This window comes from Bradyrhizobium sp. Bra78 (genome assembly GCF_024519855.1).
GTDB classification, from domain to species: Bacteria; Pseudomonadota; Alphaproteobacteria; order Rhizobiales; family Xanthobacteraceae; genus Bradyrhizobium; species Bradyrhizobium japonicum_G.
Genome location: NZ_JALJRE010000001.1, coordinates 101,356 through 115,386, shown reverse-complemented (window position 1 = coordinate 115,386; position 14,031 = coordinate 101,356). Strand labels below are relative to the sequence as shown.

13 protein-coding genes and 1 tRNA gene are annotated in these 14,031 nt (G+C 66.3%); 9 read left to right on the top strand and 5 right to left on the bottom strand.

Features of this window, described 5'->3' with window-relative positions; translation table 11 throughout:
• Positions 1-3 precede the first annotated feature (3 nt).
• From OC450_RS00560 to mnmA, 4 genes are all read right to left on the bottom strand, one after another.
• A tRNA-Met gene (locus OC450_RS00560) sits at positions 4-80 on the bottom strand.
• 267 nt (positions 81-347) lie between these two features.
• On the bottom strand, positions 348-707 hold the full coding sequence (locus tag OC450_RS00555) for a hypothetical protein (RefSeq protein ID WP_211382331.1): 360 nt from the start codon (positions 705-707) through the stop codon (positions 348-350).
• Positions 708-978: 271 nt separating this feature from the next.
• On the bottom strand, positions 979-1,617 hold the full coding sequence (locus OC450_RS00550; protein ID WP_262046973.1) for a class I SAM-dependent methyltransferase: 639 nt from the start codon (positions 1,615-1,617) through the stop codon (positions 979-981).
• A 239-nt stretch (positions 1,618-1,856) separates the two neighbouring features.
• Positions 1,857-3,038: a tRNA 2-thiouridine(34) synthase MnmA gene (mnmA, locus tag OC450_RS00545; RefSeq protein ID WP_211382329.1), complete on the bottom strand. Its 1,182-nt coding sequence runs from the start codon at positions 3,036-3,038 to the stop codon at positions 1,857-1,859.
• 344 nt (positions 3,039-3,382) lie between these two features.
• Between mnmA and OC450_RS00540 the strand changes: the two genes are divergently transcribed.
• The 8 genes from OC450_RS00540 (at position 3,383) to OC450_RS00505 (ending at position 11,745) form a co-directional block, all read left to right on the top strand.
• Positions 3,383-5,008: a flagellar hook-length control protein FliK gene (locus tag OC450_RS00540; RefSeq protein WP_262046972.1), complete on the top strand. Its 1,626-nt coding sequence runs from the start codon at positions 3,383-3,385 to the stop codon at positions 5,006-5,008.
• Positions 5,009-5,021: 13 nt separating this feature from the next.
• Complete coding sequence (locus OC450_RS00535; RefSeq protein WP_211382327.1) at positions 5,022-5,732, top strand: flagellar hook assembly protein FlgD; 711 nt, start codon at positions 5,022-5,024, stop codon at positions 5,730-5,732.
• Between the two features lie 411 nt (positions 5,733-6,143).
• The gene (locus OC450_RS00530; protein WP_002714638.1) at positions 6,144-6,419 is read left to right on the top strand and encodes a DUF1153 domain-containing protein; all 276 of its coding nucleotides are present in this window, start codon (positions 6,144-6,146) and stop codon (positions 6,417-6,419) included.
• Between the two features lie 182 nt (positions 6,420-6,601).
• Positions 6,602-8,212, top strand: coding sequence for a flagellar basal-body MS-ring/collar protein FliF (gene fliF, locus OC450_RS00525; RefSeq protein WP_211382326.1), 1,611 nt, complete (start codon positions 6,602-6,604; stop codon positions 8,210-8,212).
• An 18-nt stretch (positions 8,213-8,230) separates the two neighbouring features.
• On the top strand, positions 8,231-9,328 hold the full coding sequence (gene fliG, locus OC450_RS00520) for a flagellar motor switch protein FliG (protein ID WP_211382325.1): 1,098 nt from the start codon (positions 8,231-8,233) through the stop codon (positions 9,326-9,328).
• Positions 9,328-9,951, top strand: a complete 624-nt coding sequence (locus OC450_RS00515; RefSeq protein WP_211382324.1) for a FliH/SctL family protein — start codon at positions 9,328-9,330, stop codon at positions 9,949-9,951. The genes fliG and OC450_RS00515 overlap by 1 nt, the downstream gene beginning before the upstream one ends.
• A gap of 3 nt (positions 9,952-9,954) precedes the next feature.
• Positions 9,955-10,305: a flagellar motor switch protein FliN gene (fliN, locus tag OC450_RS00510; protein WP_211382323.1), complete on the top strand. Its 351-nt coding sequence runs from the start codon at positions 9,955-9,957 to the stop codon at positions 10,303-10,305.
• Between the two features lie 54 nt (positions 10,306-10,359).
• On the top strand, positions 10,360-11,745 hold the full coding sequence (locus OC450_RS00505) for a sigma-54 interaction domain-containing protein (protein WP_211382322.1): 1,386 nt from the start codon (positions 10,360-10,362) through the stop codon (positions 11,743-11,745).
• Between the two features lie 93 nt (positions 11,746-11,838).
• Here OC450_RS00505 and OC450_RS00500 read toward each other — a convergent pair whose 3' ends face one another.
• Positions 11,839-12,171, bottom strand: coding sequence for a GYD domain-containing protein (locus OC450_RS00500; protein ID WP_211382321.1), 333 nt, complete (start codon positions 12,169-12,171; stop codon positions 11,839-11,841).
• 595 nt (positions 12,172-12,766) lie between these two features.
• Here OC450_RS00500 and OC450_RS00495 point away from each other — a divergent pair.
• Positions 12,767-13,915 carry a M20 family metallopeptidase gene (locus OC450_RS00495; protein ID WP_211382320.1) on the top strand — a complete coding sequence of 383 codons (1,149 nt, stop codon included), beginning with the start codon at positions 12,767-12,769 and terminating at the stop codon, positions 13,913-13,915.
• Positions 13,916-14,031: the final 116 nt, after the last annotated feature.

Genomic DNA, 14,031 nt, shown 5'->3' with positions numbered 1-14,031 from the left:
GATTGGTAGCGGGAGAGGGACTCGAACCCCCGACCCCAGGATTATGATTCCCGTGCTCTAACCAGCTGAGCTACCCCGCCACAGGGTCGCGAACGGCTGTTACGGCCGATCTCGCGAACGCGCGGCATATAAGGAAGGGGGCGGCGGGCTGTCAAGCAATGTGGTCCGCCTTCCGCCTATGCAAGGCTTCGGCGGGACACGTCGCCGGGCGGGTGGAAAAGCGGCCGCTTTCAGCGCCGGATTCGCTCATTTCCCAAATCAGACTCGCGGAGAGTCCCCCGCTTGGCGCGGTTTCCGGCCTCTCCCCGGCGGGGAGAGGCGAAGCAACGCGGAGCGGCGAAAAATCCCTATTTCGGCCGGACCGTCGGGTCGCCGCCGGGGCTGCCGGGGGGCGGGATGACGGGGGTGTTGCCGCCGGTCTCGGGGGTCGGGGCGTGCATCTCGGGGTCGACGCCGGAGGGCGGGCAGAGCACGCCGTCGGTCTTGGCGAGCTTGTCGCCGAGCGGTTCCCGGGACTGGCCGGTTGTGGTGGTGCCGTCGGGAGCGGTGGTCATCCGGTCCGAGGGCGCGCAGCCGGGGCTGCGTTGCGGGGATGGCGGTGCGGTCGCTTGCGGCGGCGTCGCCGGGGCGGGCGGAGCCTGCGCGATCGCGCTGCCTGAGGCGGCGATCAGGAGGCTGGCCAGGATGATGTTCGATGGGTTGCGCATGGAAGGGAAATGCGCGGGTCGGGGTCGATGTTCCCCGCCGAAATGCGATGTGATCGGGGACGACCGGGCAAGCGCCTCGTCCTTCGAGACGACCGCTTCGCGGTCTCCTCGGGATGAGGCTCAGCTGCGCAGTCGGCGTTGAAGGCGGTGCCGAGTCCTCCACCCTCATCCTGAGGGCCCGCCAAAGGCGGGCGTCTCGAAGGATGTGCCGCGGGGAAGCCACTCTCGAATGCGGCCGCCCTGAGAAGCGCACGGCCGGTGCCGTTTGCAGTCACGATTTGTGGTAGCGGATCAGCGAAAAGTGCCCCATCGGCGGCATCGGGCGGCGCTCGGCAAGCGTGATGCGACCATGTTTCGACGCCCAGTCGACCAGGCGGGCCCACGGGAATTCCGGGCGCCAGCCGAGACGGCGGGCGATGGGGGCGAAGGCGAGCTCGAACAGCTTTCGCGGGCCGCTCTCGGCGCCGATGTGGTTGACGAGGATCAGCTCGCCGCCGGGCTTGAGCACGCGCACGAACTCGTCGAGCGTGCCTTCGGGATCGGGCACGGCGGTGATGACGTATTGCGCGACCACGGCGTCGAAGAAGTTTTCGGGGAAGGCGAGGTTTTTCGCGTCCATCACCGAGAGCACCTCGACATTGCTGAGGCGCATCGCGCGCACGCGCGCCTGCGCCTTGCGCAGCATCGGCTCGGAGATGTCGACGCCGCAGATCTTCGTGGTGCGCGAATAATCGGACAGCGAGAGCCCGGTGCCGACGCCGACGTCGAGGATGCGGCCGCCGATGCGGTCGGCCTCCGCGATGGTCGACTGCCTTCCGGCGTCGAACACCTTGCCGAACACGAGATCGTAGACCGGCGCCCAGCGGCCATAGGCCTTCTCGACCCCGGCCCGCGAGATGTCTGCTGCCATGTCCCCCTGCCCCGCCCCGGAATTTCTTAGAGTGTCGTGATTGTTGGTGGAATGAGGTCTTGCCCCGAACTCGCTGCACCTCTCCCGCCTGCGGGAGAGGTCGGCGCGTCGCGCCGGGTGAGGGTTTTTTCCTCTCGCGAGATATCGCGAGCGGAGAGACCCCTCTCCCCTACCCTCCCCCGCAGGCGGGAGAGGGGGCGCAACTCCGGTGTCGCAAGAGTGCGGTCCGATCTCATGGATTAGCCGCGCACGGCTTCGGCGAGCGGACGTGCGGCATTGCTCGCGATCTTCGCCGCGGCACTCTGGATGAAGCCGCCGCCGAGCACGCGGGCCTGGCCGCTGGCTGCGTCGTAGAACACGCAGGCCTGTCCGGGCGAGACGCCCTCCTCGCCGGCGACGAGCTCGACCTCGTAATGGCCGTTGCCGCCGCGCAGCCACGCGGGCTGCGGAGCGCGGGTCGAGCGCACGCGCACGAACATTTCGAGGCCATCGCCGATGGCGCGGTCGATGTCGCCGCCGCCGATCCAGTTGACGTCGCGCAGCACGATGCGGTGCATCTTCAGGGCCTCGCGCGGGCCGACGACGACGCGGCGGTTCGCAGCATCCAACCGCACCACGAACAGCGGCGCGGCTGCCGCGATGCCGAGGCCGCGGCGCTGGCCGATGGTGAAATTGGCGATGCCGTTGTGGCGGCCTAGCACGCGGCCGCCGAGATCGACGATGTCGCCGGGATCCATCGCGTTCGGACGCAGGCGGGTGATGATGTCGGTGTAGCGGCCCGTCGGCACGAAGCAGATGTCCTGGCTGTCGTGCTTGTCGGCGACGGCGAGGCCGAAGCGGCGTGCAAGCTCGCGCGTCTCGGGCTTGGTCATGTCGCCGAGCGGGAAGCGCAGATAGTCGAGCTGCTCCTGCGTGGTCGCGAACAGGAAGTAGCTCTGGTCGCGATCGGCATCGGCCGCACACACCAGGGCGCGCGAGCCGTCGTCGCGGCGGCGCGAGGCGACATAATGGCCGGTGGCGAGCGCCTGCGCGCCGAGCTCGCGCGCGGTCTTCAGCAGGTCGCGGAATTTGACGCTGCGATTGCACTCGATGCACGGCACCGGGGTCTCGCCGAGCGCGTAAGAATCGGCGAAATTGTCGATGACGGATTCGCGAAAACGGTCCTCGTAGTCGAGCACGTAATGGGGAATGCCGAGCTTGGCGGCAACGTCGCGGGCGTCGTGGATGTCCTGGCCGGCGCAGCAGGCGCCCTTGCGATGGGTCGCCGCGCCATGGTCGTAGAGCTGCAGCGTGATGCCGACGACGTCGTAGCCCTCGGCCTTGAGCAGCGCAGCCGTCGTCGAGGAATCGACGCCGCCCGACATGGCAACGACGACCCTGGTGTCCTCAGGACGGCCTTCGAGATCCAGACTGTTGAGCATGGGCCTGCAAGCGTTGTGACGGCGGTGTTGGCGATCCGCTGGTTCGGGGCGGGACACCCGGCGATCCCCGGGAACCAAGAGTTCCCGAAGGCCACGGCTTGCCCGGTCGAAAGCAGCTGAGAGCTGTCTCTTTAATATAGGCGGCATTCCGGTGAAGCAATCACGCACGCCGCCGCCTTAGGGCAATTCTTGCCGGGGAGGCAGAAATGGCGGGGTTGCGAAGGGCTGCGCGGCGGCCGCTCCATTTCCTCAAGTAATTGATTTTACGAGATAAAATACATCAAAGAGGGGCTGGCCCGCTCCTTGCTACCCCTTATGCCGAAGATGTTTCCGAGGGGTCGCCTGTGGTCGGTCGTACGTCAGATGTCGCGGCAAGCGTGCAGGTTTCGAGCGCGCAGCAAAAGCCTGCCCGCTCGCAAGCACCGAAAGACAATTCCGCGAGCGACTCCTTCGGCTCGCTGGTCGACAGCAACACCCAGGCAGTCACCGAGAACGCGGCGTCCTCCAACCCGGACACCGCGCCGCGCCGGACCGATTCGTCCTCGTCCGCCTCGGACAGGAGCCCGCGCGATACTTCCTCGACCGATGCCTCCCCGCCGCGCAAGGCCAGCGACGACACCGAGAATTCCGCGCCCGCCAAGGACGACGCCACGCGCGATGCGACGGGCAAGACCAAGGACAAGGCCGAGACCTCCGACGCCAAGGCGTCGGACAAGTCTCCAGGGAAGGCTTCGGAGAAGTCCGACGAGACCAAGGCCGACAAGACCGACGGCACCGACGGGCTCGCCGTCGCCGTCGATGCCGCGGCAGCCGCGCAATCCGGTGCGGCGCAGGCCGCCGTGCCGGATCCGAACGCGATCGTGGTCGCCGTGCCGGTCGTGCCGGTCGATCCCAGCGCGGCCGCGACCCAGGCCGCCAGCACCGACTCTTCGCCGCTGACGATCGCCGCCGCCGGCATCGCCGCCAGCGCGTCCATCGCGGCGCAGATTGCCGGCCCCAAGACCGATACCGCTACGCCGGGCGACAAGAGCGCCAAGACTGCAGGCGCCAAGGTCGATGCCGAGACGTCGGCGACACTGGCCGATGCCGCCACCGGCGCGACCGATGCGTCCGCGACCGACGCCAAGACCAAGGGCGGCCTGATCGCCGCCGTCGACCAGGGCACGCCGAAGACCTCGTTCAAGGCCGTCGCCACCGCGCCAGGCGCCGGCGACGTCTCCAATATCGGCCAGGATGCGGGCAAGGCGAACGCCACGCAAACGCCGACGACGGCCGCAACCGCCGACGCCGCGCATCCGCAGGCCGCCAAGCCGCAGGCCGACATTGGAGCGGCTGACGCGAAGGCCGGTGCCGCCGACCGCGGCGCCGATGCGGCACAAGGCACGCCGGCCACGCACGCGCATGCGGCAACGCAGGCCGCCGCGACGCAGGCCGATACCAGCGCGCAGGCGGCCTCCGCCGTGCAGGCGCCGCTGACCAATACGACCTCGACGGCGACCGCATCGACCGCAACGCTCACCGCGACCGCGGCCACCAACACGGCGGTGCCGATCAGCGGCGTCCCGATCGAGATCGCGGCGGCCGCGCGTGCCGGCAAGACCCGGTTCGACATCAGCCTCGATCCGATCGATCTTGGCCGTATCGACGTCCGCATCAATGTCGACCGCAACGGCCAGGTCACCTCGCATCTCACCGTCGAGAAGCCGGAGACGCTGCAGATGCTGCGCCAGGACGCGCCGCAACTGCAGCGCGCGCTCGACGACGCCGGTCTCAAGACCGGCAGCAACGGGCTGTCCTTCAGCCTGCGCGACCAGAATTCGTCGGGCCAGAACTCAGGCCAGAACAACGACAATGGCGGCAACGCCCGCCGCCTGATCATCAGCGACGAGGAAGCCGGTCCCGCGGCACCGGTCGGGCGCAGCTACGGCCGCATGCTCGGTTCGAGCAGCGGCGTCGACATCAGAGTGTGAGGAGTATTCGACCATGACCACCACGAATGCCGCCACCGCGCCTTCCGTCGTCTCGGGAACGACGCAGACATCATCGTCGTCATCCTCGTCGAATTCCCTGGGCTCGACCACGGGCGCGACGCTCGCCGGCAACTTCCAGACCTTCCTGACGCTGCTGACGACGCAGCTCCAGAACCAGAACCCGCTCGATCCGCTCGACACCAACCAGTTCACCCAGCAGCTGGTGCAGTTCGCAGGCGTCGAGCAGCAGCTCAAGACCAACGATTCGCTGTCCCAGCTCGTCACCCTGCAGCAGACCACGCAGGCGACCCAGGCGCTTGGCTTCGTCGGCAAGACCGCCCTGGTCGACGGCACCACCGCGACCATGACGAACTCGTCGGTGACCTGGCATCTCAACGTCCCCAGCGACTCGACCGTCGACATCACCGTCGCCAATGCCAGCGGCCAGACCGTGTTCACCGGCAAGTACACCGCCGGTGCCGGCACCGACGTTCCGTTCACCTGGAACGGCCAGGGCAATGACGGCACGCAATGGCCCGACGGCAAGTACACGATCTCGGCCACGGGCAAGGACGTGGCGAACAACAATGTCGGCATCGCCGCGCAAGTGCAGGGCACGGTGTCGTCCGTCGACCTGACCCAGTCGCCGCCGCTGCTCACCATCGACGGCGCCAGCTACACCCTGAGTCAGGTCAAGAGTATCATCGCCACGGCCAGCAATTAAAGACGCGCGCCCACGCCACACACGCGGTGTCATCCCGGCGAAAGCCGGGTCCATAACCACAGGAAGAAGTTTGGCGAAGACGCGTGATTAGGAATTCATTCTAAGTACTGCTACCTGCGTCCAATCGATAGATCACGCGGTATGGGTCCAGGCCCTCCCGAGCGCAATTGCGCACCAGGCCGGGACGACCTTGAGAGGCCTTGCAGCGTCGCGCGAGGCCTCGTTCGTTAGTAAAGTCTTAACGAAGAGCCCGCTTGGCCGGCCGAGATCATGTCTCCAGCCCGCCAAGCCGGTCGTGTTCCCGCAAGTTTCAACGAGAATTGTATTGATGCCTTAGGCTTAGCGGATTTTTAAGCCGGCACGCGTAGGGTTCCTGAGTGAGTTCAGTGGTTGAGAGTTTGTGAGTACGCCATGACAGAACCCCATCGCCCGAGGGTAAAATACGTCATCGGGCCGGACGGCAGTCCGTTAACGATCGCGGACCTGCCTGCACCCGGCACCAAACGCTGGGTCATCCGCCGCAAGGCCGAAGTCGTCGCCGCCGTCCGTGGCGGGCTTCTGTCCCTCGAGGAGGCCTGTAGCCGTTATACCCTGACGGTCGACGAATTCCTCTCCTGGCAGTTTTCTATCGACCAGCACGGTCTGGCGGGTCTTCGCACCACGCGCATCCAGCAATATCGCCAGTAGGCAATCCGGAAATCTGCGGCTTTTGACGAAAATCGGTCTCGCCCCGCGAGGCCGATTTTTTTTATGACGCCACTTTTGTCCGACCTCTTAACCTTCGTTAACCATATCGAAACCATCACCTAGGCAATAATTGCCCAGTCGGCCTTTCCAGTGAAAGCAGCCGAATCTGTCGGGGCGGTTGCTTGCAAGGTCTTGCGGACTTCTTAAAGGGTATCGGAGCCGCCCGGTTCGGGGCGATGATCGCGGTGACCGCCGCGCTCATCGGCTTCTTCGCGTTCGTCATCATGCGTGTCACCACGCCGCAGATGACGACGCTGTTCACCGACCTCAGCGTCGAGGATTCCTCGGGCATCATCAAGGACCTGGAGCGCCAGGGCATCCAGTACGAGCTGCGCAATGAGGGCAGCATCATCATGGTGCCCAAGGACAAAGTCACCCGGCTGCGGATGAAGCTCGCCGAGGGCGGCCTGCCCAAGGGCGGCGGCGTCGGCTACGAGGTGTTCGACAAGTCGGACGCGCTGGGCACCACCTCTTTCGTCCAGAACATCAACCATCTGCGCGCGCTGGAAGGCGAGCTCGCCCGCACCATCCGCGCCATCGACCGCATCCAGGCCGCCCGCGTCCATCTGGTGCTGCCCGAGCGCCCGCTGTTCTCGCGCGAGGCGCCGGAGCCGTCGGCCTCGATCGTGGTACGGGTCCGCGGCGCGCTCGAAGCCCAGCAGATCCGCGCCATCCGCCACCTCGTCGCCTCGGCCGTCAACGGGTTGAAGCCGCAGCGGGTCTCGATCGTCGACGAGGCCGGCCAGTTGCTCGCCGACGGCGCCCAGACCGATCCCGACCAGCAGATCGGCGACGAGCGCCGCACCGCCTTCGAGAAGCGGATGCGCAAGCAGGTCGAGGACATCGTCTCCTCCGTGGTGGGGACGGGGCGCGCCCGGGTCCAGCTCTCCGCCGATTTCGACTTCAACAAGATCACCCAGACCTCGGACAAGTTCGACCCCGAAGGCCGCGTGCTGCGCTCGAGCCAGACTCGCGAAGAGCAGAGCATGACCGCCGACAACAACGGCCAGGTCACCGTCAACAACGAATTGCCGGGCAACCAGCAGAACGGCGGCGTCGCGGCCAAGGACCAGAGCAAGAAGAGCGAGGAGACCAACAATTACGAGATCTCCCGCACCACCAAGACCGAGGTGACCGAGGCCGGCCGGGTCAACCGCATCTCGGTCGCGGTGCTGGTCGACGGCATCTACTCCAAGAACGACAAGGGCGATCTGACCTACCAAGACCGCACCAAGGAGCAGCTCGACCGCATCGCCACGCTGGTGCGTTCGGCCATCGGCTTCGACCAGAAGCGCGGCGACCAGGTCGAGGTCGTCAATCTGCGCTTTGCCGATGCCCCCTCCAGCACCCCGATCGCGGAGCCCTCGGGCTTCCTCGGCATGCTCCAGTTCACCAAGGACGACGTCATGTACTTCGTCGAGCTTGGCGTGATGATGCTGCTCGGCCTGGTCGTGCTGTTCCTGGTGATCCGCCCGCTGGTCAAGCGCATCCTGGCGTCCGACGAGGTCGCCGCCGCCATCTCTGGCGTCCTCACCGGCCCGGCCTCGAGCGACGAGGCCGCGCCGGCCGGCCAGCCGCTGCTTCCGAGCGCCGCCGCCAGCGCGATCGACGTCGCCACCATCCAGGGCCAGGTCCACGCCCAGTCCGTTCATCGCGTCGGCGAGCTTGCCGAGCGCAACCCCAACGAGACCGTCGCCATCATCCGCCAGTGGCTGAGCGAACCCGCGAAATGATTCGAGAAGTGATCTGACATGGCCGCAGCCTTGCAAAACGCCAACAGCAACGACATCACCAGCGTGATCTCCACGCTCGGTCAGCGTGCCAACACCCGGTCCAAGGACGGCAAGCCGGCCGAGCAACTGGTCGGACCGAAGCGTGCCGCGATCCTGATGCTGGCGCTGGGCGAGCAGTATGGCGGCAAGATCTGGGGCCTGCTCGACGACGACGAGGTGCGCCAGCTCTCGCTGGAGATGTCGACCCTCGGCACCGTCGAGGTCGACACCGTCGAGGACATGCTGCTCGAATTCGTCTCGCGCATGTCGGCCTCCGGCGCGCTGATGGGCAATTTCGACGCCACCGAGCGGCTGCTGCAGCAATACCTGCCGCCGGAGCGCGTCAACGGCATCATGGACGAGATCCGCGGCCCCGCCGGCCGCAACATGTGGGAGAAGCTCTCCAACGTGCAGGAAGAGGTGCTGGCCAACTATCTCAAGAACGAATATCCGCAGACCATCGCCGTGGTGCTGTCGAAGCTGAAGCCGGAACACGCCGCCCGCGTGCTCGGCATCTTCCCGGAGGACCTCGCGCTCGACGTCGTCAACCGCATGCTGAAGATGGAGGCGGTGCAGAAGGAGGTGATCGAGAGCGTGGAGAAGACGCTGCGCACCGAATTCATGTCCAACCTGTCGCAGACCCGCCGCCGTGACGCCCATGAGGTGATGGCGGAGATCTTCAACAATTTCGACCGCCAGACCGAAACCCGCTTCATCACCTCGCTGGAAGAGGACAACCGCGAATCGGCCGAGCGCATCAAGGCTCTGATGTTCACCTTCGACGACCTCGTGAAGCTGGATTCGGGCTCGGCCCAGACCCTGATGCGCAACGTCGACAAGGACAAGCTCGGCGTGGCGCTCAAGAGCGCCAACGAGGACGTCCGCAACTTCTTCTTCGGCAACATGTCCTCGCGCGCGGCCAAGATGCTCCAAGACGACATGGCGGCGATGGGGCCGGTGCGGCTGCGCGACGTCGACGAGGCCCAGGCGCTGCTGGTCAACCTCGCCAAGGATCTCGCCGCCAAGGGCGAGATCATGCTGACCAAGAACCGCGCCGACGACGAGCTGGTGTATTGATGGCGGCTCCGGCAAAATTCCTGTTCGATACCGACTTCGCCACGCCCGAGCGGACGACGCGCGAGAAGGCCGCGACCGCGGCCGAGATCGCCCAGAAGATCGCCGAAGCCGAGGCGCGCGCCTATCAGGACGGCTTTGCCGCCGGCCAGCGCGAAGCCAAGGCCGAGAGCGACCGCCGCGTCGCCCTCGCCATGGAAGAGATCAACATCGCCATCCGGGGCATCGCCTCCGGCATCGGCAACATCGAATCCAAGATGGAGACCGAGGCGGTCGACGTCGCGGTCGCGGTGGCGCGCAAGCTGTGCGCCGATCTGGTCGCCGCCGAGCCGCTCGGCGAGATCGTCGCGCTGGTCAAGGACTGCTTCTCGCATCTCGTCGCGACGCCGCATCTGGTCGTCCGCATCAACGATGCGCTCTACGAGGCCGCGCGCGAGAAGATCGAACGGCTCGCCAAGCAGAGCGGCTTCGAAGGCCGGCTCGTGATCCTGGCCGAGCCTGAAATTGCCACCGGCGACTGCCGGATCGAATGGGCCGATGGCGGCGTCGTACTGGAACGCGGCGCCATCGCGGCCAAGATCGACGAAATGGTGGGACGCTATGTTGCGTCCCGCAGGGGGAGCTAAGCCATGAGCGACACCGACGGACAGGTCCCGCTGCCCGATCTCAACGGCCCCATGCCGCCGACCGGCACCGACGTCGGATACACCGAGGACGAATATGCGGCGCGCGCCGCCGCCGACCTCGAAGCCGTGTTCGACGTGCCGGTGCAGGTCTCCGCCGTGCTCGGCCGCTCGAAGATGGACGTCAGCGAGCTGTTGAAGCTCGGACCCGGCACCGTGCTCGAGCTCGACCGGCGCGTCGGCGAGGCCATCGACATCTACGTCAACAACAAGCTGGTCGCCCGCGGCGAAGTCGTCCTGGTCGAGGACAAGCTCGGCGTGACCATGACCGAAATCATCAAGACCGAACGCGCGTAAAGCGAAAATGGGGAATGACGCGCGGCAGCGCGACTAGACGGACAGGAGACTGACATGCGGCTTCTCATCGTTGGCACATTGAAGGGCCAGCTCACCACCGCCACCAAGATCGCGATGGAGAACGGCGCCACCGTGACCCATGCCGAGGATCACGAGCAGGCGATGCGCGTGCTTCGCGGCGGCAAGGGCGCCGACCTCCTGCTGGTCGATGTCGCCCTCGACATCCGCGACCTCGTGATGCGGCTCGAGGCCGAGCACATCCACGCTCCGATCGTCGCCTGCGGCATCACCAACGACGCCCGCGCCGCGGTCGCCGCGATCCATGCCGGCGCCAAGGAATACATCCCGCTGCCGCCGGATCCCGAGCTGATCGCCGCGGTGCTGGCCGCGGTCGCCAACGATTCTCGCGAGCTGGTCTATCGCGACGAGGCGATGGCGAAGGTCGTCAAGCTCGCCCAGCAGATCGCCGGCTCCGACGCCTCGGTGATGATCACCGGCGAATCCGGCACGGGCAAGGAAGTGCTGGCCCGCTACGTACACACCCGCTCGACCCGCTCCAAGCGCCCGTTCATCTCGATCAACTGCGCCGCGATCCCCGAGCACCTGCTGGAGTCCGAGCTGTTCGGCCACGAGAAGGGCGCCTTCACCGGCGCGATCGCCCGCCGCATCGGCAAGTTCGAGGAGGCGACCGGCGGCACGCTGCTGCTCGACGAAATCTCGGAGATGGACGTCCGCCTGCAATCGAAGCTGCTGCGCGCGATCCAGGAGCGCGTGATCGACCGTGTCGGCGGCACCAAGCCCGTGCCGGTGGACATCCGCATCATCGCGACCTCGAACCGCAATCTGGCCGAGGCCGTGCGCGAAGGCTCGTTCCGCGAGGATTTGCTGTTCCGCCTCAACGTCGTGAATTTGAAGATCCCGCCGCTGCGCGAGCGTCCCCTCGACATCCTCGAGCTCGCCCAGCATTTCGTGAAGAAGTATGCCGAAGCCAACGGCGTGCCGATGCGCCCGATCTCGGCCGAAGCGCGCCGCGTGCTCTCCACCAACCGCTGGCAGGGCAACGTCCGCGAGCTCGAAAACACCATGCACCGCTCGGTGCTGATGGCGCAGGGCGACGAGATCGGGGCGGACGCCATCCTCACCCCGGACGGCGACCGCCTTGACCTCGCCAAGACACCACCGGCGGTGGCGCATGCCACCATGGCCGCCGAGCAGGTGACGCGCGCTCTCGTCGGCCGCACGGTTGCCGACGTCGAACGCGACCTGATCCTGGAGACGCTGAAGCACTGCCTCGGCAACCGGACCCATGCCGCCAACATCCTCGGAATCTCGATCCGGACGCTGCGCAACAAGCTCAACGAATATTCCGACGGCGGCATCCCGATCACGCCCGCGGGTACGCCGGGCGAGTATCCGCGGATGCCGATGGTCGGCGCATGAGCCCGGCGCCCGGCATTCATGCGAAACGCATGGATGCCCGGGACGACCCGGCCACGGCGTTTGGCTTCATCTCGAAGCTGAGCTCGCGTCGACCTACTTGCCCGGCGGCACGTAGGTACTTGCAAGCTTCGCGGCCTTTTCCGCGATAGTCTTGAACTCACTCATCTTCCAGGCGCGTACCGTCTCGATCTTGGCAATGGCGCCGCTTGCAGCGGCGGCCATTCCGATGGCGACGGCATCCGCCCCGTCGGGCAACTCGGTAACCAGCAACGCGTCATGCGAGCCGGTCGTCATGAACGCTCCCTGGAGCTTCCCGCCGGCCTTCTCGACCATCGCGCCGATGACCGCGGTGCGATCCGCCGGCTTGTCGACCAGTCCCTTGATACCGGAATTCGAGTATGAGACGTACGAGATGAACAACGGCATGTTTCTCTCCGTCGAGGTTACAGCAATGAGAATGCAGCCCTAGAGAAGCCGCTCTGAAACGAGAGCACGGCATGGCCTGCCGACGGCATGCGAGCTGCCTTGAAAATCGAGCTACGGACTTCGGCACGTCCAACTGGCAGCTTGTGCTGACTATAGCCGACCCCACGATGCCGCGCGAACGGTAAGCCAAGCGGACCCATCAGGAGCGCCGCTATTCTGCCGGCCGGGAGCAATCTGCTTCTCGGCGGTCCGGCCGCGGGGCGCCGAGTGAAGCAGTTCACAATCGAAGTACCGCACGATCGCAAGCGTCCTCGATCGGCGCGACGTGATGTCGGCCAAAGCCTCATGCCTCGCGAGACGTCCTTCACATCGAAAGGGCATGCCATGAAGAACTCGTCGTGGACCATCTTCATCGGCGCGCTGACCGTCGCAACGCAGCTTTGCGGTGTGGAAGCGATGGCGGAGCCAAACCGATAAGGTTGTGCATCGCTCGATCCGGCTACTGGGGCGAACACATGGCGGCACCGCATCCGGCGACTAGGTCGCACCGGCGCAAGGCTCTATAACCCCGCGTGAGAACCATGCGAGGATATACATGTCTGAAGCTCAAATCACGGATTGGCTGGCGTCGCAGCGGCAGGCGATGATCGATCTCTTGCGCGATGTCGTGAACATCGATTCCGGATCCTATGACAAGGAAGGCGTCGATGCGGTCGGAGCGCGGTTCGAGCGGCATTTTTCCGAGCACGGCATTCCGTTCCGGCGCGAAAGCCACGCCACATTCGGCGATGCGATCCATGCCGATGTCGCCAAACCCGGCAGCAACGAGAAGCCGGTGCTGTTGATGGGCCATCGCGACACCGTGTTCGGCAAGGGCGAGGCCGGGCGGCGTCCGTTCACGATCCAAGGCACCCGCGCCTATGGTCCCGGCGTTGCCGACATGAAGTCCGGCGTCGTGATGAACATCTTCGTTGCCACCGCCTTCCATAAATTCGGCGGCAGCCCGCATCCGATCAAGGTGCTGATCACCTCGGACGAGGAGATTGGCTCGCCCTCGTCCCGCCCCGTGATCGAGCGCGAGGGACGCGCCGCGCGCGCCGTGTTCAACTCCGAGCCGGGCCGCCCCACCGGCAACATCGTCACCGGCCGCAAGGGCGGCATCTTCATGCATCTTGCCATCACCGGCAAAGCCGCGCATTCCGGCGCCAATTTCGCCGCCGGCGTCAGCGCCATCGGCGAGCTCGCGCACAAGATCGTGCAGATCCATGCACTGACCGATCTCGACAAGGGCATCACGCTCAATGTCGGCCTCGTCTCGGGCGGCCAGTCCGTCAACACGACCGCACCCTACGCAGAGGGGCAGATCGACATGCGCTATGTCGATCCTTCAGACCGGGCCACGGTGATGGCCGCGATCGAGACGATCGTCGCGACCTCCCACGTGCCGGGCACCAGCGCGGCGCTGACGATCAAGGGCGAGTTCGTGCCGGTGGTGCAGAGCGAAGCCTCGAAGGCGCTGTTCGAAGGCTATCAGGCGGCGGCAAGGCAGGCCGGCCTCACCACGCTGCAGGGCGAGTTCTCCGGCGGCTGCGCCGATTCCGGCTTCACCGCCGCGGTCGGCACGCCGACCATCTGCGGCCTCGGCCCGGTCGGCGGGCTCGCGCACACGCCGGAGGAATATCTCGAGCTCGACAGCATCGTGCCGCGCGCGCAGGCGCTCGCGCTGGCGATTCTGCGGGGGTGAATGACGGTGCCGTAGCTATTGCAAGGCTGGGCAAAGCGGAGCGTGCCCACCAACTTCTCGCGGCGCAGGAGATGGTGGGCGCGGCGCAGGTGCGCCTATGCCCACCCTGCGAGACC

Coding starts and splice junctions, on each gene's coding strand:
- OC450_RS00505 (WP_211382322.1), top strand. CDS start 10,360: ATGCGGCTTCTCATCGTTGGCACATTGAAGGGCCAGCTCACCACCGCC.
- OC450_RS00500 (WP_211382321.1), bottom strand. CDS start 12,171: ATGCCGTTGTTCATCTCGTACGTCTCATACTCGAATTCCGGTATCAAG.
- OC450_RS00555 (WP_211382331.1), bottom strand. CDS start 707: ATGCGCAACCCATCGAACATCATCCTGGCCAGCCTCCTGATCGCCGCC.
- OC450_RS00515 (WP_211382324.1), top strand. CDS start 9,328: ATGGCGGCTCCGGCAAAATTCCTGTTCGATACCGACTTCGCCACGCCC.
- fliN (WP_211382323.1), top strand. CDS start 9,955: ATGAGCGACACCGACGGACAGGTCCCGCTGCCCGATCTCAACGGCCCC.
- OC450_RS00535 (WP_211382327.1), top strand. CDS start 5,022: ATGACCACCACGAATGCCGCCACCGCGCCTTCCGTCGTCTCGGGAACG.
- OC450_RS00550 (WP_262046973.1), bottom strand. CDS start 1,617: ATGGCAGCAGACATCTCGCGGGCCGGGGTCGAGAAGGCCTATGGCCGC.
- mnmA (WP_211382329.1), bottom strand. CDS start 3,038: ATGCTCAACAGTCTGGATCTCGAAGGCCGTCCTGAGGACACCAGGGTC.
- OC450_RS00530 (WP_002714638.1), top strand. CDS start 6,144: ATGACAGAACCCCATCGCCCGAGGGTAAAATACGTCATCGGGCCGGAC.
- OC450_RS00495 (WP_211382320.1), top strand. CDS start 12,767: ATGTCTGAAGCTCAAATCACGGATTGGCTGGCGTCGCAGCGGCAGGCG.
- fliG (WP_211382325.1), top strand. CDS start 8,231: ATGGCCGCAGCCTTGCAAAACGCCAACAGCAACGACATCACCAGCGTG.